Genomic DNA, 18,152 nt, shown 5'->3' on the forward strand with positions numbered 1-18,152 from the left:
CTTGATTATATTCCTATTTTGAAGAACTGTCAAACTAAAAAACTCACCAACCTAAGTTGATGAGAGTAAAACTTATTTTCTAAATTTCCATTGGCTATAAATACCAAATGCGACAATCCAGATAGCTGAACCGATTGCTCCTACAAATGTAGAGTCTTGTAAAAAGAGTGTTCCAAATACAAAGATAAAGAAGAGCATGGCCAGAGGATTTAGCAAGCGGTATTGAGGCATGAGATAGCCATTTGCCATAAAGTCTTTAGACTTACGATACTTGAGATGGGCTACCATGATCAAGATGTAGATGGCAATATAAACACCTGATGAAGAAGCTGTAATCAAAGCAAAGGCATCTGATACTCCAGGAAGTACATTGATGAAGGCTGCAAAACCAATCAATACAGCAGAAGCAATGATTGCATTCTGAGGAACATTGTGACGTGAGAGCGTGTCTGCCTTAATAGCTTTCAAGAAACGATTTGGTGAATCATGGGCAATTTGATACAAGTGACGACCTGTTGAGTAAAGGGTTGAATTCAAGGCTGACGCTGCTGAAGTCAAAACAACAAAGTTAATCAAAGCAGCCGCCCACTTAAGACCAACAAGTTCAAATACCGTTACAAATGGTGAATCTGCTGCAGAAAGCTCACGCCAAGGAATAATAGACATGATGGCTAAAAGAGCTCCACCATAGAAAAAGATAATTCGCAAGGGAATTTCCTTAACAGCCTTAGGCAAGACTTTTCGAGGGTCCTTGGTTTCAGATGTGGTAACACCGATAAATTCAATCATCAAGTAGGCAAAGAAAACCATCTGGAAGGCCATGACAAAGTTCATACCACCATTTGGGAAAAGTGAGAACTGATCACTGATATTGGCAAGACTTGCTGAACCATAAGGCGTTTCAAAGCCAGTCAAAACTAGAAAGACACCTGTCGCAATCATGGCAAGAATGGCCACGATTTTGATCATAGCAAACCAAAATTCTACTTCACCAAAGATTTTAACGGCAATCAAATTCACCAAGCCGAGTATTGTCAGAAATACAACCTGAATCAACCAAGATGGCCAGGATGGAAACCAAAACTGAACATAGTGAGCAATAGCTGTAATCTCAGCCATACCGATAAAGACTACTGAGAGCCAGTAAGACCAGACTGAGAAGTAACCCCAACCCTGACCTAGATAACGGGTAATAAAGTTGATAAAGGTATGTTGCTCCGGATCTTGGTACAACATTTCCCCGATAGCACGCATCATAAGATACATAAAACCACCCGTAATCATATAGACCAAGACGATTGACGGACCTGTCAAACTAATGGAACGTCCAGCTCCTAGAAAAAGTCCTGTTCCAATTGTTCCTGCAATCGCCATAACCTGAACATGGCGATTGGTTAACCCACGTTCCATTTTATTTTTCTTTTTGTGCTTATTTTCTGAATTCATATAGTCTCCTCTAGTTTTTAGAATGAAGAAAAGGAGTGATGGGAAGCGCTTTCCCTATATCTACTCCTTCTTTTCATTCCTATTAAACTGTTTTTTCTACTTTTAAGATTTTAACATCATAGCTTCCTACAGGCGTTTCAATCGTAGCAGTATCACCTGTTTTCTTACCAATCAAGGCTTGCCCAATTGGGCTTTCATTTGATACTTTACCTGCAAAGGCATCTGCACCCGCTGATCCCACGATGATATATACTTCTTCGTCGTCTTCACCAATTTCTTGGATAGTGACTGTTTTCCCGATAGCAACTTCATCTTGAGCAACTGCATCGCTATTGACAATTTCAGCATAACGGATTTTTGTTTCCAAGCTAGAGATTTGTCCTTCAACGAAGGCTTGCTCATCCTTAGCTGCTTCATACTCACTATTTTCTGACAAGTCACCGTATGAACGCGCAATCTTGATGCGTTCTACAACTTCTGGACGACGAACTAGTTTCAACTCTTCTAATTCTTTTTCGAGTTTTTCCTTTTCTTCAAGGGTCATCGGATATGTTTTTTCTGCCATTTTTCTCAACTTTCTTTTGATTAAATTTAATTTCTTTAGGTAGTAAAGCAAAATTATGTGGTAAACCACATAATTTTACAATGAAGACAAAGTCTTTTTAAAGCTTTCCTTAAATGATTTTAGTCAGTATCGACCTTTTAAAATCTGTGCCTAAACCTAATGATTCTATCACTGCTAGACTCAGGTTCAAATAAGAGGTAGGTGTTTTACTTTCACAATTTCCGAACGCCTAAAACTTGTGAATTTCAGGCGTTTCTAATCATAGCGGAAAGACTGGTGTGACTTGCTATTCCCGTAAAAAGAGAGTTTCTCTTCTACACTCAGGGATTTAATCGCAAATCTGTTCTAAGAGTTAGTTTGAGCTACTTGATTGTGTCAATTTACTGTTGACATGCTCTGCAACGTTTCGATCATGTTCTTCTCGTGTCGTTGCAAAGTAAACCTTGCCATCTTGTACGTTGGCTACAAAGTAGAGATTGTCACTCTTAGTTTGATTGATACTTGCTTCAATTGCATCCAGACTTGGACTGTCTACTGGGCCAGGCATTAAGCCAAGGTTTGTATAAACATTATAAGGTGAATTAATTGTTGTATCAATTGCTGCATCATCTGCCAAGCTAATATTTTGTCCTAGCTTACCTTCTGCATAGAGAATAGCAATATTACTCTGAAGTGGCATACCAAGGTTCAAACGATTATAGAAAACTCCAGCGATCAGCTTGCGATCATCAGTTTTCAATCCTTCTTTTTCCACAAGTGATGCGATGGTGAGGAGTTCATTCACTGTCAAGTTCTTTTCCTTGATTGCAGTGTAATGTGCTGACAAGTTTTTGTCCATAGTTGCCACCATTTCATCAATCAAGCTTTCAATAGTTGTGCTTTCTTTGATAGCATAAGTTGCTGGGAATAGGTACCCTTCTAAACGATAACGAACACCACTTTCTTTAGTTGGTAGACTTCCGAGAAGGGTTGGATACTTAGCAACTAATTGAGAGATGAAGGTTTCATCTTGCACTTTTGCCAAGAAGGCATCAGCAGTCAAAGGTTCTTTAAAGTCTCCTTGAAGCTGACCAACTGTTTGTGCGATTTGATCAAGGGTATAACCTTCAGGGATTGTAAGATTTGCAAGTGCAACCTCTTGAGGTTGAGGAGTTCCACCCTTTTGCAATTCTTTGATGATATCATCTGTACTCATGCTCTTCTGCAAATTATAGTAACCAGATTTCAAATCATTGTAGTCTTTATACTTAGCATAAAGGCTAAAGATAAAACCATGTTTTACCAATTCAGATTTTTCTAAGGTATCACCAATTTGCTGAAGATTGGCCCCTTCTGGAATCTGAACCGTAACATACTGTTTTGAATTAGCATCAACCGGTTGGAGTGCAGATTCGACATAACGGTAACCAAAGAATCCACCCACACCTAGTAAAATCAATAAAACAAATACTGTTGCGAAAAATCCTTTCAAGCGTGATTTTTTCTTTTTCTTGATTGGTTTCACTGATTCTTTACGACTTCTTCTAGGAAGCTCCGTTCTAGTTTCAACTGGAGCAACTGGTTCTTGACTTGGAGTTTCTTTTGCAAGAACTGTTGGTTTCGGTTGAGGTTTAATATTCTTTCGAGCAGGACTTGGTTTGGCCTGATTCGTACGATAAGAAACTGGAATCCTTGTCGAATTAGCATTGAACTCTTTCTCTTCTTGAACCGGCTGAGCAGGTTCAAGAGGCTTGACGGGTTCAACAGCTTCCGTTGATGGTAGAGGATCTGGAGCTACAGCTGGCTCTGAAGATACAACTGGTTCTGAAGCTACAGAAGTTTCAACTGAATCATCTTGTAAAACTGGACGTGGTGGAACTGTTGGAGCATTAGCAAATAGTTCATCCACTAGTGAAACTGAATCTTCCATCAAGTCTTCTACAGACGGCTCTTTCACTAGTTCATCTGTCTTTGAAAGATTACTGAAATCAGAGAAAAGCTCATCCTTACCACTCTCGGTAGCGTTAACCTCTTCTTCTCTTTTCAATCTTTCTAAATCTCGTAAAATTTGTTCTTTAAAACTTAACTTTTCTTCTTCTCGAGAATTTTCGCTCAAAGGTATTACCTCCTTGTTGATAATCCATAATATTATATCTCAAAAACTAAAGAAAAGCAACCATAGATGCCTTTCTGATGCCTAATTCGTGTTTTCCCAGACCATATCATACCATTCTTCACCAGCAAAAGTCGACTTGGATTTTCCTTCATTCACAAAACCATGTTTCTCATAATAGCCAATGAGATAGTCATGGCAGGTTAGATTGATTCCCTCACGCTCATGCTCAAGAGCGAGATCTTTTAAAGCGGTCAATAATTTTCGTCCGACACCTAAAGCTTGAGCTTTCTTAGCAATGGATAGACAAGTCACAGAGATATAGCCACCTTTTTGATGGCTATAATCTTTAATGTCTTCTGTAAAGGACTGGTCTTGTAAATATCGATGAGGAACTACTGGTCCCTCAATATAGCCTAGTATTTCCCCCTCTTTTTCAGCCACTAAAAAACTGGTCTTAATTTCCTTCAGATGAGCTTCAAAAACAGGACGAGGAATGGCTTCTTCAATTGAAAAATTTTCTAGTTCAATTTCAAAGATACGATCTAAATCTGTCAATCTAGCTGGTCTAATAATCATAGTTCCTCCTGATAATAGGGATTCTGCCATCGCATGAGAAAGGCAAATTCACTGTTCCTTTCTCCCTCTACGATCCCTTGTTCCACAAATCCATTCATTTCAAAGTAGGCCAGCAACTCATCCTCACAAAGCAAATAAATACCTGGTCTATTTTGCTGACGGGTAACTTCCTTCAAAGCTGCTAGCAACAAGGTTCCAAAGCCTTGCCCTTGGTAATCTGGATGAACAGCTAAATCTTCAAGGATGATTGCGTTCTCACTAATGAATTCCTCATCTCCGATCTCAAGCATCCATTTTCTTAAAGAGGGAATAGGAGGTGTCGTCGCAGTGATATAGGCAATCCCTTGATCATCCAGGCTAGCTAAGAGAAACGTACCCGCATGGTTGCGGATACGTTCTTCTATTATTTCTCTATTCAATACTTCTAGGGAGTTTGAAATACTTTCTTGTATCAAGCAAATCTGATTTATATCTGATTGCTGTGCTTCCCTGATTTTAATTGGAAATTCCATGATCTTCCTTACTGAACATTGCTTGTCAAATTAGACAAGAGACGTTCGAATGAATATTCATAAGTTTGGATATCGCCAGCTCCCATGAAAACATAGACAGCATTGTCATGGTCTAGGAGTGGAGAAACATTTTCAACTGTGATAACTTGATGTTTCTTGTTGATTTTATTGGCAAGATCTTCTACCTTGACATCACCATGGTCCACCTCACGAGCTGAACCGTAGATTTGTGCGAGGTAAACTGCATCAGCCTGATTCAAGGCTTGGGCAAAATCATCCAACAAGGCAATGGTACGAGTAAAGGTATGTGGTTGGAAAATAGCCACGATTTCCTTGCTTGGGTATTTTTGACGTGCAGCATCAAGAGTCGCAATGATCTCTGTTGGATGGTGAGCAAAGTCATCGATGATAACCGTATTATTAACAACCTTTTCTGTAAAGCGACGTTTCACTCCTCCAAAAGTCTTCAAGTGTTCACGCACTAAATTCAAATCAAAGCCAGCAGTATAAAGCAAACCAATTACTGCTGTGGCATTCATGATATTGTGGCGACCGAAAGTTGGAATATGGAATTGGCCCAACTCTTGACCACGGAAGTGAACGGTAAAGGTTGAACCTGTAGTAGAACGAAGCAAGTCGCTGGCTACAAAGTCATTACCTTCTGCTTCAAAACCATAGTAGTAAATCGGAGCATTTGCCGTAATCTTACGCAACTCAGCATCTTCACCATAGACAAACAAACCTTTGGTAATTTGTTTAGCATAATCATTGAAGGCGTTGAAGACGTCCTCTAAGCTTGTGAAATAGTCAGGGTGGTCAAAATCGATGTTAGTGATGATAGAGTATTCTGGGTGATATGGCATGAAATGGCGCTCATACTCGTCTGATTCAAAGACAAAATACTTGGCATTTTCAGAACCACGACCTGTACCATCTCCGATCAAGTAGCTTGTATCAGTGATGTGTGACAAGACATGAGAAAGCATTCCTGTCGTTGACGTCTTACCGTGGGCACCTGCAACTCCCATACTGATAAAGTCACGCATAAAGCCACCAAGAAACTCATGGTAACGTTTGTAGCTGATACCATTTTGGTCTGCATAAGCAATTTCAACATTGTTATCTGGACGGAAGGCATTACCAGCGATAATTTCTAAATCACCTTGAAGATTTTTTTCATCAAAAGGTAAAATTGTAATTCCTGCTTGCTCTAGTCCACGTTGAGTAAAATAGTACTTTTCAACGTCAGAACCTTGCACCTTGTGCCCCATTTGATGCAACATCAAAGCCAAGGCACTCATACCTGATCCTTTGATTCCGATAAAATGATAGGTTTTTGCCATTTTTTTCCCCTCTATTCGCTCATTCTAGTCAAGTTAAGCTCTTGGGCCACTTGACGTTCTTGTTCTTTTTGTTTACTTTTTTTGTTATAAATTTGGCTTTTCTTTAAAAAGTCATAATTGTTTTTCTTGGAACGTCTTGTTTCACCGTCTGAAATTGGATGTTCCACTTGAGAAACGGTTTCTGCCAAAATATAGTGAGATTGACCTAACTTCTGACTATATTTCGCAAATTCTCCTGGATTTTCTTTTTGAAAAGGTGCTGTCGGTTGATTTGCTGGACGCACCTGGCTTGTTTTCGTTTGACGTCTCGTATGACTCACATCCTGAGTCAAATATCGAGCCGAGCGCTTCTTTTTCAAATCCGCGCGAGCTTCTTCACGTGCTAATTCAGCATAGGATTTTTCTTTTTTCTCAATCGGTTTTACAAGAGGCTTGGCTTTCCCTTGCTTTTTTTCTTCAGTGATTGGAGACCATTCTAAGTAGTTTTTATCTTGATAATCACCTTTGATATTACTGATGAAATCAGACTCATCGTAGAGATTCATAACTGGCATTTCTGTCAACATGACTTCATCATCTGCCACTATTGGAAATCGTTTTTGTGTCATATTTATTTCCTTTCAATACTCCATTATAGCGTAATGTCTTGATTTTTCAAGTATAGGCTCATGAAATCCCTAAAATTTCTCGTATTTCAGCTAGACTCAAACTTCCTCGAGACTCTGTTCCATCCAAGATTTCAGAAACAAGATTTTTCTTTTTCTCTTGTAATTCTTGAATCTTTTCTTCAATTGTACCTCGAGTCACAAGGCGATAAACTTCAACAGCCTGCTCTTGCCCCATACGATGGGCTCGACCGATAGCCTGAGATTCAACTGCAGGATTCCACCATAAGTCTACTAGAATGACCGTATCCGCACCAGTGAGATTGAGTCCAACCCCACCAGCCTTTAGAGAAATCAAGAATACATCGCGCTCTCCTTGGTTAAAAGCCTTGGTCATTTCCTGACGTTCTTGCGAAGGTGTTGAACCCGTAATTTTAAAGGAAGTCAAGCCTAAGTCAGGCAGTTCTTGCTCAATCCGATCCAGCATACCTCTAAATTGTGAGAAGATAAGTACACGGTGTCCACCTTCAGCAATCTGAACCAGCAAATCTCGTAAACTATCCAGCTTCCCGCTCTCTCCTTGGTAGTCCTCCATAAAGAGCGCAGGCGTATCACAAATCTGACGCAGACGCATGAGTCCGGTCAAAATTTCGACGCGATTTCGTTGAAATTCCGAATCGCTTACCTGTCCCAAACGTTCCTGCATCTGTTGCAGTTGAGCAAGATAGATAGCTTTTTGTTTATCCTCCAGTTCATTCTTATAAACAACTTCAATCAAGTCAGGCAACTCTGTCAAAACCTCTTCTTTCTTACGTCTCATGACAAAGGGTTTGATAAATTGAGCGACTCTCTCAGCGGGTAGTTTCATAAAGTCTTTTTTAGTTGGCAAGAGACCTGGTAAGACAATCTGAAAAATCGACCAAAGCTCTCCTAGGTGGTTTTCAATTGGAGTTCCTGAGAGGGCAAAAACAGATGGAACTACAAACTGTCGCAAACTTTGTGCTATCTTGGTCTGTGCATTTTTCATGACTTGAGCTTCGTCTAAAAAGAGGAAATCAAAAGATAGGTTTCGATAAATCTCACTGTCCTGACGGAAAGTAGCATAGCTTGTAACATAAATCTGATGATTTTCTGCCAAAATTGACTCTCGATGAGATTTTAAGCCATGCACAACCGCGACATCCAAATCTGGAGCAAACTTTTGAAATTCATCAGCCCAGTTATAGATTAAGCCAGACGGAGCAAGGATTAGGACACTAGTATCTGCTTGAACCTGACTACTTAAAAAGGCGATGGTTTGCAAGGTCTTCCCAAGTCCCATATCATCTGCTAGAATCCCACCAAAGCCATAATGGTGAAGCATTTGAAGCCACTGAATTCCCTTTTTCTGATAGTCTCTAAGTTCTGCTTGGATATTCAGCTCTTTCATCGAAAAATCTTCTGGATGCGTCAAATCATGGGCCAGATTGCGAAATTCTTCGGTGAAAGAAATTTGATCCTGATCCTTAAAGAGATGAGATAGGGTATAAGCTAGGGATTTACGAGCTCGAAAAGCTCCATCTTGTAGGTTCTCTATCCCTAATTCTTCTAAATCCTGACGGATACGCTTGGTCTGATCATCGAAATAGTAAACCTGATTCGAAGAGCTGATGTAATAATCCTGCTTCTCAACTAGCGCTTTCATCGCTCGATCGATTTCTTCTTGATCTATATCTTGAAAATCAAATTGAATTTCTAATAGGCTTCCCTTGGATGAGATGTGAACTTGAGGCTTCTGAACCTGATAAAGGTCTTGCAAACTTTCAGAAATCTTTAATTCTCCAAGTGCTGCAAAGGCTGGCAAAACTTCCTGGAAGAAGGCATGGACTGCATCAGCTTTCAAACTTTGACGCCATGAACGAAAATCTGCTTCAAATCCAGCTGATAGAGCTAGTTGAAAAATCTCTTTCTCTAGTTGAATATCGCTAGCAAAAGGAAGATTCTCTAGTTCATTACGATTCCTTACTAGGCAAGTTTCATATTGAAACTGCATATCCAAACGAATAGAACCGTCCTCTTCTTCTTCCATGTAGAAAGAAGGACGGAAAGACTGAATTTGAAGCGCATCAGGGGCTTTTACCTCTCCTATGTCTTTAAACTGCGACAAGGTCGAAGCTAAAAGATCTCGATCACTAGTATCAAATTGTAAAATCTTTCTACCACTTTTATCGATAGATACTTTTTTTAATTTTTCTATAAGTCTAGCTTGCTCCTTGGACAGAAGATAAAATGTACCTTTAGTAAACAAGACTTGTCCCTTATAAAACGAATTAAGCCTTACCTGTTGAAAAATTTCCATCTCATAATAGTTGGATTTTTCCTCAATTTGAAAGGTAAATAAGCCTGCTTGACCATCAAAATCTTGAAATACAAGATGAGGATAGCTTGAAATCTGATGGTCAAATTGGAATTCATCTAAGCCCATCAGCAGACTAACACCCTGCTCAAAAAAAGACAGCGGGAAATAGAGATGACGACCTTGATTCTGGAAAAAGAGGGAATTTTCAACCTCATCTTCTACAATTCCTTGAAGGAAATTCAGAACAAGTTGGCTACTTTCATCAAACTGACGAATATTCAAGGAAGTTTCATATAACTTTCCAATCATATAGGGTTTACTAGTTTCTAACACCTTCAGAAAAAGGGGGATATCTCGAATTACATAAAATTTCTGCGTCTGGATAAGACCGACTCTCAAAGTCCAAATAATGCGATTAGTCCCTGCTTCAATCTGCCCCTGAGCAGACAACTGATAGATTTCAGAAAGACTAGGAATTTGAATGGATTCTAAAAACTTTCCTCCAAAAGTAACCTGAGTTTCAACTTCTTCTTTCTGTTCGTGCACATTTTCCAGATTTCCCAAGAGTTCCTGACCAATCGGATCATTTTTCAGGTAATGCTCTAGTGCTGCCAAATGCACACAAAACCCTCTTTTTTGGAAAAAATCACAAGCACAAAAAACCAAATCATCATCCAGGCTATAGCGAATTTCTTCATCTGCTACACGCGCATAGAGGCGATGGTCTTTCTCTTTGATAATTTCAATCTGACTAGTTTCGTAGAGTTGAGCTCCCTCCATTCGAAGCTTCCCTGGAATCAATTTAGCCATATTTTCCCCTTTACTTTATCTCTTAATTATACCACATTTCTTCTTACGAAAATAGCCTTCTAGGAGTACTTTTCTCCTAAAAGGCTAGCTTCTTAAAATTTAGCGAAAGTAGCAATGATTCGCTGGCAAACTTCTTCCAAGACAGATGTCGGCATGGCTACATTTAAGCGAGCATGGAGAGCTCCTTCTTCACCAAAGTCCAAGCCCCTGTTCAGGATAACCTTGGCTTCGTCTCTTAAAAGGCTTCTTAATTCTTCATCACGAATATCGTAGGCTGAAAAATCAAGCCAAATGAGATAGGTTCCTTGAGGTTTCATGACCTTGATTTTAGTCTCTTTTCCAAATAAATCCACCACATAATTGATGTGGTCTTCAAAGACTTGCTTGAGTTCCTCTAGCCAATCCTTCCCATAGCGATAAGCAGTTTCTGTCGCCAAATAGCCCAACCCTGAGATTTCATGTTGATTATTAGCTAGCTGGCGCTTTTGGAAAGCCACTCTTAACTTAGGATTCTCGATAATAGCGTAGGAATTCTTTGTTCCCGCAATATTGAAGGTCTTGGTAGCGCTGCTTAAAATCAGTGAAAATTCTTTAAAATCTTCATTTACCGTATTGAATGACTGGTGTTTGTTTCCAAACAAGGCTAAGTCTTGGTGAATCTCATCAGACACCAACAAAACTCCATGTTTTTGACAAAGTTGTCCAATCTTCTCTAAGACTTCCTTCTCCCAAACACGTCCACCAGGATTATGAGGGTTGCAGAGAACGTAAAGTTTCACATCCTCTTCAACAAAGTCTTTCTCTAATTGATCAAAGTCAATCTCAAAAAGTCCGTCTTTTTCTACTAGAGAGTTGGTGATTAGTCTACGATTATTAAGCTTAATACTGCGAGCAAAAGGAGGATAAACTGGTGTGTTAATGAGTACTGCTTCACCCTCTTTGGTAAAGGCTTGGATGGCTGTTGAAATAGCTGGTACTACTCCTTCGATAAAGACTAGGGCATCCTTATCAAAGCGATAGCCGTGCTGTTTTTCCTCCCAGTTTTGAACGGCTTCAATCAAGCCATCACTAGCATAGGTATAGCCATAGACTAATTGCTCAGCATAGTCATGGACTGTCTGACGAATCTCAGGTAAGACTTCAAAGTCCATATCAGCGATCCAGGCTGGCAATACTTGACGGTCAGTCTCTGCTTCTTTCCATTTGTAGGTATGATGTCCAAAACGATTGGGCAAGGTCGTAAAATCATATTTTCCCATAGTTTTATCATCCTTCCAAGGCTTGACGCAAGTCTTCAATCAAATCTCTAACATCCTCAATACCAATAGACAAGCGCAAGAGGTCATCTGTCAATCCATAAGAATGGCGAACCTCTGCAGGAATGTCTGCATGGGTTTGAGTAGTTGGGTAGGTAATCAGACTTTCTACCCCACCTAAACTTTCAGCAAAAGAAAATACTTTCAAAGTATTTAAGATATGAGGAATACGTTTCTCATCTGCTACTTTAAAGGAAATCATTCCCCCACGACCTGTATACAAGACTTCTTTGACAGCAGGTGATTGTTCCAAAAAGGCTACGATTTCTTGAGCATTAGCAGTCGAGCGCTCCATGCGAAGTGACAAGGTCTTAAGACCACGAATCAACTGATAGCTATCAAATGGTGACAAAACAGCCCCTGTCGTGTTGAGATTGTAAAAGAGTTTTTCGTATAGATCCGCACTATCTGTCACAACTACACCAGCTAAAACATCATTATGACCTGCAAGGTATTTTGTCGCTGAATGAAGGACAATATCTGCCCCGTCTTCAATTGGACGTTGATAGATTGGACTGTAGAAGGTATTGTCCACGACAACTTTAGCACCTTTAGCATGAGCTAATGTTGACAATTTTTCAATATCAAATTCCAACATCAAAGGGTTGGTTGGTGTTTCGATATAAAGTACATCCACATCCTTTTCTAGCTCGGCAATCAGCTCTTCTTCTGTGTTTGCATAAGTAAAGTGGAAACGTCCTTCTTGTTCCACTTGATTGAACCAGCGGAAAGAACCACCGTAAAGATCACGGACAGCCAAAACCTTGCTTCCTACTGGGAAGACACTAAAGGCCAACACAATCGCAGACATACCTGAACTAGTTGCTAGAGCATAGTGGGCTGATTCAATAGCTGCTAAGACTTCCTCTGCCTTGCTACGAGTTGGGTTTTTAGTGCGGGTATAGTCAAATCCAGTTGATTGACCAAATTCTGGGTGCTGATAAGTCGTTGAAAAGTGAATTGGTGTAACCAAAGCACCTGTTGCCTCATCAGACTTGATCCCTGCTTGTGCTAAAATTGTGTTGATGTGAAATGATTTACTCATACAATACCTCCAAATCTATAGTAACTATTGTACCACTTATTTGGGATCCTTCGTTTTCTTGTTTTCAAGAGCTAGTTATAGTTTCAAACTATACAAAAACGATAGCTTCCTGAGAAACTATCGTTTTTCCTGTTGCACTGACTGATTATTTAACGTGTTTTGCTAATTCTTCTTGGGCTTTTTTGTTAGATTCTTCTTTTTCTTTTAGCCATTTTTCTTTAGCTTTTTCATACTCATCAGCCGTTACAGTCTTATCTTGCAACTTGAGATATTTGTATGATTCGACACCCTTATTTCCTGCTTGTGAGAATGGCGATGAGAATGGAACTGTCTTTCTCAAGGTCGGTGTTCCACCAAGAGAAACGTTTGGAATTGCAAGGGCGCTATCAACGAGCCAAGCTTGAACTTCAGCATATTTTTCATAACGTTTTGCTGGTTCTTGCTCCTTGTTAGCATCTTCTAACATTTGAGTGTAAGTATCGAGTCCAACTGCCTTAGCCTTGTCATTTACCTCACCTGGTTCTAGACCAATGTTTTGCAACATACCCCCATTATTAACATTTAGGATATCAAGATAACTTGAAGGATCCAAGTAGTCCGCACTCCAACCACCATTATAGATATCAAAGTCTTTTTGAGCTGCGGTTTGAGCGAGGTAGCTAGAATTATCATAGTCGTCTGTTGATAATTGTTGAATATCGATAACCACATTCTCAGCCCCTAGAACAGATTCGATGGATTGTTTCAAAGAGCTTGCTTCAAGTACACCTTTTTTAGCTGATTGGTCAACTGATACATCCAAGTGGATTGGGAATTGCACACCCTTAGCTTCCAATTCTTTCTTAGCTTCTGCAAACTTAGCCTTAGCCTTGTCAGGATTGTAGTATGGGTCTTGTGCATCTGCAAAGTTGATTCCTTGCCATTCTTGGCCATAGTTGACCATCTTTTCTGAAACAACATCGCCAAAGTCTTTTCCGTTGATACTTACAAATGTTGGAGGTACAACCAGGTTACGAATAATCTTCGTTGCTCCGTCTTCCCCTTGAGATTGAGCTCCATAGGCTGTACGGTTGTATGCATAGTTGAAGGCTTGACGGAAGTTTTTATTCAGAACTGCTTCTTGAGTTGATTTCTTTTCGATATCTGAGGATTTAGACGTGAAGTTATAAGATTTTCTGTCCAAGTTGAAGTTCAAGTAATAAGAAGTTGCGGTTTGCATACTATAAATGATGTTATCTTTGTTCTTCTCTTTAATTCCTTCAAAGCTTGAGCTATTTGGATAGAGACGTGCGTAGCTGTAGACTCCTTCTACAAAGTTACGAGCTAGTGCATCTTGGTCACTACCATCATAATAGGCCAATTTCACATCATCCACAAAGACATTTTTTTCATCCCAGTAGTTGGGATTTTTCTTGAATTCGATGACAGATTTTGAAACAAAGGATTTCATCAAGAAAGGTCCATTGTACAAAATACTAGAAGGGTCTACCTTACCAAAATCATCCCCTTTTGATTTCAGGAAGTCTGCATTGACAGGGAAGAGAATGGTTGATGTTGTTTTAGAATTCCAATAAGATTCTGGTCGTGTCAAAGTGTACTGAACTGTTTGGTCGTCAATCGCCTTAACACCGACAGTTGAAAAGTCAGTTGTTTTCCCGTTGATATAGTCATCCAAACCTGCTACAGAATCTTGAACCAGGTACAAAGCTTCGGATTTTTTATCAGCAGCATATTTCAAACCAGTTACAAAATCTTGGGCAGTTACTGGAGCATATTCTTCACCTTCAGAGGTATACCACTTAGCATCTTTACGAAGTTTATAAGTGTATGTCAAACCGTCCTGAGAAACACTCCAATCCTCTGCTAAGGATGGAACGTAGTTACCGTATTGGTCATTTTCCATCAACCCATCTACCAAATTGGTAACGATGTCATTGGTTGTTGCACGGTTTTCTGCAAGATAGTTCAAACTAGACGGATCGCTAGGATAGACATAGTTGTATGTTTTAGTTGAACTAGCTGAGTTGCTACAAGCCGCCAATAGTAGAGCGGCACTTAGGGCAAGGCCTGCCAGCGTCAGATATTTTGCCTTAGACTTTTTCATTTCCAGAACCTCCAAATTTAAATATTTGTATCATTATACAGCTATTGTTTTTTTTAGTCAAGCGATTATAGACATAAATTAATCTTTTTTCTACAATTTTTATTTTTTTCTCTCTTTTTTAAATAAAAAATGAACAATTTAAACTTTTTTAGAGTTGAAAGTTCAAATTGTTAATTTTATTTATAAACTATTATGATATTTTCAAGCGTTCTCGCAACTGGTCCGCTTTTGCCTGTCCAATAATCTTATCCAAGAGACGAGTATAGAGACACATGACTCCGTAGAGACCACCACCGATTGTTCCGATTAGGGCGACATAGATGAAGCTCCAGAAACGTCCAGTTGGATGGAAAACAAATCCAAGAATCCATTGTAAGAGGCCTACCAGAATAAACATGACTAAAGTCAAAATAGTAACTAAGATTGTTCGCTTCAGAATAATCTTACGACGAGCACCTGTAACCTGACAGATATCACGATACATCAAGACATTCGGGATAATGAGACCGATAGTCGTTGAAATGAGGGGACCATAACTATGGAAAATCGCTATTGATGGTAATTGTAGAACGATTTTGGCAATAGATCCATAGACAAAGTAAAGAACCGCCTTGCGGTTACGGAACATGGCCTGAAGCATAGGGGACAAGACCATGTACAAACCAAGAATGGTTGACTGTAAAACTGCAAAGACAAACAAGCCCATAGCCAAACTATCTGGCTTACCGTAAAAGACTGTATAGAGAGGTTCACCAACCATGACTACTCCAACAGTTGCTGGAAGTAAGAATAAGAAGAGCATGGTGATACTATCTTGCACCAAACGAGCAGCTGCCTGCAAATCCCCCTTGACATAGTTCTCCGTCAAGAGAGGCAGACCAACACTACCAATCGAAACTCCAACCGAAATCAAAATCATAGTGATTTTATTAGGATTAGCAGAGAAATAAGAAAACATGATAATTAAGTCTTCATTACTATAGTTGGTAAACCACTTCATGCTATTGATAAAGGTATTTTGGTCCAAGATTTGGAAAAGCTGAATAGCCGAACCAGTCAAGATAAAAGGAATAGCTTCCTTAATGGTATCAACCAAGAGACCCTTACTATCAATCTTATCTCGAGTTTCAAAAACTTTTTGAAGCATTCCTTCTTTGTAAAGGTAATAGATCAAGACTGCAAAACTAGCTACCATTCCCACAAAGGCCGCAAAGGTAGACTGGGTAACTGCTGATAGATAATCTTTTGAACCCAACTTCATGATTATAAAGGTTGCTAAGAGCATCCAAATCACACGAATGACCTGTTCAGCGATTTGGCTCATGGCATAAGGTTTAAGATTATTCATCCCTTGGAAAAATCCACGGATAACACTCATAGACGGGAAAATCAAGACAGCCCAAGCTAGACTCTGCATAATGGGGATGAGCTCCTTACCAACACCAGAAAGATCTGCTAACCAAGGGGCAAAGAGATACAAGATTAAAGCAAAGACCACACCAAGTCCTGTCATAAAGCCTAGGAAACTCCGAATCAGGGCAAAACTATGCTCTTCCTCATGCATGGTGTTATACTTGGCAACTTGCTTTGCGACTGCCACAGGGATACCTGCTGTCGAAATCAACAAGAACCAAGCGTAGATATTGTAACCCATAGTGAAGAGTCCATTGGCCTTAGCGGCATAAGTCCCCATCCAGATATACCAGGGAATGATGTAAATAGCTCCGAGCAGGCGACTGATAAAGTTACTAGCTGTAAGCCAAGCAGTCCCTCGTAACATCTGGGCCTGCTGATGATTATTTTCGTTAGACATAACTTCCTCATTCATTTTTAATCACTAGGAATTCTTCCTTATCTTCCATTATAAACTTTTCCTTGTTACTTGTAAAATTCAGACTTAAGGTATACAATAGAAAGTATGATAAAGATAGAAACTATATTAGATATTTTAAAGAAGGATGGTCTCTTCCGTGAGATTATCGACCAAGGATATTACCACTACAACTACAGCGATGTTATTTTTGACAGCATCAGTTACGATAGCCGCACAACCAAAGAAAATACTCTATTTTTTGCCAAAGGAGCTGCCTTTAAAAAAGAATATCTGTTTTCAGCTATCGCACAAGGACTTGGTTGGTACGTGGCTGAGCAGGACTATGAAGTAGGTATTCCTGTTATTGTTGTTAACAATATCAAAAAGGCCATGAGCTTGATTGCCATGGAATTTTATGGTAATCCGCAGGATAAACTTAAAATTCTAGCCTTTACAGGAACCAAGGGAAAAACAACAGCGGCTTACTTTGCCTATCATATCTTGTCTCAACGCTACCCAACAGCCCTCTTGTCGACAATGAATACAACTTTAGATGGTAAGACATTCTTTAAATCTTCCTTTTCAACACCTGAAAATATTGATCTCTTTAATATGATGGCTCAAGCGGTTAAGAATGGTAGAACCCATCTGGTAATGGAAGTTTCCAGCCAAGCTTATCTGGTCAATCGAGTATATGGTTTAACTTTCGACGTGGGAGTTTTTCTAAACATCACCCCTGACCATATTGGTCCAATTGAGCATCCTAACTTTGAAGACTACTTCTATCACAAGCGTCTCTTGATGAAAAATAGCCGAGCAGTTGTCATTAATAGTGATATGGACCATTTTTCAGTCTTGAAGGAACAAGTAGAAAATCAAGAACATGACTTCTATGGTAGCCAGTCAAGTAACCAAATCGAAAACTCCAAAGCCTTTAGCTTCTCAGCTACTGGTAAATTAGCAGGAGACTATGATATTCAGTTGATTGGGCACTTCAACCAAGAAAATGCCGTCGCAGCTGGGCTGGCTTGTCTTCGTCTAGGTGCTAGTCTGGATGACATCAAAAAAGGAATTGCAGCAACACGTGTTCCTGGTCGAATGGAAGTCCTCACTCAGAAAAATGGTGCAAAAGTTTTCATTGATTACGCCCACAATGGTGACAGTCTTAAAAAACTAATCTCTGTCGTTGAAACACATCAGACCGGAAAGATAGCTCTAGTTCTCGGTTCAACTGGAAACAAGGGAGAAAGCCGTCGCAAGGACTTTGGACTTCTCCTCGATCAACATCCTGAAATTCAAGTCTTTCTAACAGCTGATGATCCAAACTACGAAGATCCAATGGCCATTGCAGATGAAATCAGTAGCTATATCCATCATCCTGTTGAAAAGATTGCCGACCGTGAGCAAGCTATCAAGACTGCTATGGCTATTACGAGCCAAGCTGAAGATGCGGTCATTATCGCTGGTAAAGGAGCTGATTGCTACCAAATCGTCCAAGGCAAGAAGGAAGACTACCCTGGAGATGCAGCTATCGCAGAACGTTATCTATAGTAAATTTAAAGAAGGCTAGGAAAATCCCTAGCC

13 protein-coding genes are annotated in these 18,152 nt (G+C 39.7%); 1 reads left to right on the forward strand and 12 read right to left on the reverse strand.

The features are described 5' to 3' along the window. Positions 1-72: 72 nt before the first annotated feature. The 12 genes from QEZ38_RS01330 to QEZ38_RS01385 form a co-directional block, all read right to left on the reverse strand. Positions 73-1,446 (reverse strand): amino acid permease, encoded by a 1,374-nt coding sequence (locus tag QEZ38_RS01330; RefSeq protein ID WP_281334764.1) that lies wholly within the window; start codon positions 1,444-1,446, stop codon positions 73-75. 82 nt (positions 1,447-1,528) lie between these two features. Beyond that, on the reverse strand, positions 1,529-2,011 hold the full coding sequence (greA, locus tag QEZ38_RS01335) for a transcription elongation factor GreA (RefSeq protein ID WP_000818756.1): 483 nt from the start codon (positions 2,009-2,011) through the stop codon (positions 1,529-1,531). Between the two features lie 352 nt (positions 2,012-2,363). Continuing rightward, positions 2,364-4,112 carry an endolytic transglycosylase MltG gene (gene mltG, locus QEZ38_RS01340; RefSeq protein ID WP_281334827.1) on the reverse strand — a complete coding sequence of 583 codons (1,749 nt, stop codon included), beginning with the start codon at positions 4,110-4,112 and terminating at the stop codon, positions 2,364-2,366. A 75-nt stretch (positions 4,113-4,187) separates the two neighbouring features. Beyond that, the gene (locus QEZ38_RS01345; RefSeq protein ID WP_281334765.1) at positions 4,188-4,682 is read right to left on the reverse strand and encodes a GNAT family N-acetyltransferase; all 495 of its coding nucleotides are present in this window, start codon (positions 4,680-4,682) and stop codon (positions 4,188-4,190) included. Next, on the reverse strand, positions 4,679-5,194 hold the full coding sequence (locus QEZ38_RS01350; protein ID WP_281334766.1) for a GNAT family N-acetyltransferase: 516 nt from the start codon (positions 5,192-5,194) through the stop codon (positions 4,679-4,681). The genes QEZ38_RS01345 and QEZ38_RS01350 overlap by 4 nt, the downstream gene beginning before the upstream one ends. A gap of 8 nt (positions 5,195-5,202) precedes the next feature. Continuing rightward, on the reverse strand, positions 5,203-6,537 hold the full coding sequence (murC, locus tag QEZ38_RS01355; RefSeq protein WP_281334767.1) for a UDP-N-acetylmuramate--L-alanine ligase: 1,335 nt from the start codon (positions 6,535-6,537) through the stop codon (positions 5,203-5,205). 11 nt (positions 6,538-6,548) lie between these two features. Further along, positions 6,549-7,145, reverse strand: a complete 597-nt coding sequence (gene zapJ / locus QEZ38_RS01360) for a divisome accessory protein ZapJ (protein WP_281334768.1) — start codon at positions 7,143-7,145, stop codon at positions 6,549-6,551. Positions 7,146-7,203: 58 nt separating this feature from the next. Continuing rightward, positions 7,204-10,290: a pilus expression-regulating Snf2 family helicase gene (locus QEZ38_RS01365; protein ID WP_281334769.1), complete on the reverse strand. Its 3,087-nt coding sequence runs from the start codon at positions 10,288-10,290 to the stop codon at positions 7,204-7,206. A 92-nt stretch (positions 10,291-10,382) separates the two neighbouring features. Further along, on the reverse strand, positions 10,383-11,549 hold the full coding sequence (locus tag QEZ38_RS01370; protein ID WP_281334770.1) for a MalY/PatB family protein: 1,167 nt from the start codon (positions 11,547-11,549) through the stop codon (positions 10,383-10,385). A gap of 7 nt (positions 11,550-11,556) precedes the next feature. Next, positions 11,557-12,651: a cystathionine gamma-synthase gene (locus QEZ38_RS01375; RefSeq protein ID WP_281334771.1), complete on the reverse strand. Its 1,095-nt coding sequence runs from the start codon at positions 12,649-12,651 to the stop codon at positions 11,557-11,559. Positions 12,652-12,796: 145 nt separating this feature from the next. After that, on the reverse strand, positions 12,797-14,755 hold the full coding sequence (locus QEZ38_RS01380) for a peptide ABC transporter substrate-binding protein (protein WP_281334772.1): 1,959 nt from the start codon (positions 14,753-14,755) through the stop codon (positions 12,797-12,799). Between the two features lie 190 nt (positions 14,756-14,945). Continuing rightward, positions 14,946-16,568 (reverse strand): putative polysaccharide biosynthesis protein, encoded by a 1,623-nt coding sequence (locus QEZ38_RS01385; protein ID WP_281334773.1) that lies wholly within the window; start codon positions 16,566-16,568, stop codon positions 14,946-14,948. Positions 16,569-16,673: 105 nt separating this feature from the next. On the opposite strand from QEZ38_RS01385, the gene QEZ38_RS01390 reads away from it, so the two are divergent. Then, entirely contained in the window at positions 16,674-18,119 is a 1,446-nt protein-coding gene (locus QEZ38_RS01390) for a UDP-N-acetylmuramoyl-L-alanyl-D-glutamate--L-lysine ligase (RefSeq protein ID WP_281334774.1), read from the forward strand. The last annotated feature ends 33 nt before the right edge of the window (positions 18,120-18,152 follow it).

Origin of the sequence: Streptococcus taonis (assembly GCF_029948085.1) — a bacterium.
Taxonomy (GTDB): Bacteria; Bacillota; Bacilli; order Lactobacillales; family Streptococcaceae; genus Streptococcus; species Streptococcus taonis.

What these genes read in the sequence shown, in the direction of transcription:
- QEZ38_RS01330 (WP_281334764.1), bottom strand. Translation starts at nt 1,446, where the DNA reads ATGAATTCAGAAAATAAGCACAAAAAGAAAAATAAAATGGAACGTGGG.
- greA (WP_000818756.1), bottom strand. Translation starts at nt 2,011, where the DNA reads ATGGCAGAAAAAACATATCCGATGACCCTTGAAGAAAAGGAAAAACTC.
- QEZ38_RS01345 (WP_281334765.1), bottom strand. Translation starts at nt 4,682, where the DNA reads ATGATTATTAGACCAGCTAGATTGACAGATTTAGATCGTATCTTTGAA.
- QEZ38_RS01350 (WP_281334766.1), bottom strand. Translation starts at nt 5,194, where the DNA reads ATGGAATTTCCAATTAAAATCAGGGAAGCACAGCAATCAGATATAAAT.
- murC (WP_281334767.1), bottom strand. Translation starts at nt 6,537, where the DNA reads ATGGCAAAAACCTATCATTTTATCGGAATCAAAGGATCAGGTATGAGT.
- zapJ (WP_281334768.1), bottom strand. Translation starts at nt 7,145, where the DNA reads ATGACACAAAAACGATTTCCAATAGTGGCAGATGATGAAGTCATGTTG.
- QEZ38_RS01365 (WP_281334769.1), bottom strand. Translation starts at nt 10,290, where the DNA reads ATGGCTAAATTGATTCCAGGGAAGCTTCGAATGGAGGGAGCTCAACTC.
- QEZ38_RS01370 (WP_281334770.1), bottom strand. Translation starts at nt 11,549, where the DNA reads ATGGGAAAATATGATTTTACGACCTTGCCCAATCGTTTTGGACATCAT.
- QEZ38_RS01375 (WP_281334771.1), bottom strand. Translation starts at nt 12,651, where the DNA reads ATGAGTAAATCATTTCACATCAACACAATTTTAGCACAAGCAGGGATC.
- QEZ38_RS01380 (WP_281334772.1), bottom strand. Translation starts at nt 14,755, where the DNA reads ATGAAAAAGTCTAAGGCAAAATATCTGACGCTGGCAGGCCTTGCCCTA.
- QEZ38_RS01385 (WP_281334773.1), bottom strand. Translation starts at nt 16,568, where the DNA reads ATGTCTAACGAAAATAATCATCAGCAGGCCCAGATGTTACGAGGGACT.
- QEZ38_RS01390 (WP_281334774.1), top strand. Translation starts at nt 16,674, where the DNA reads ATGATAAAGATAGAAACTATATTAGATATTTTAAAGAAGGATGGTCTC.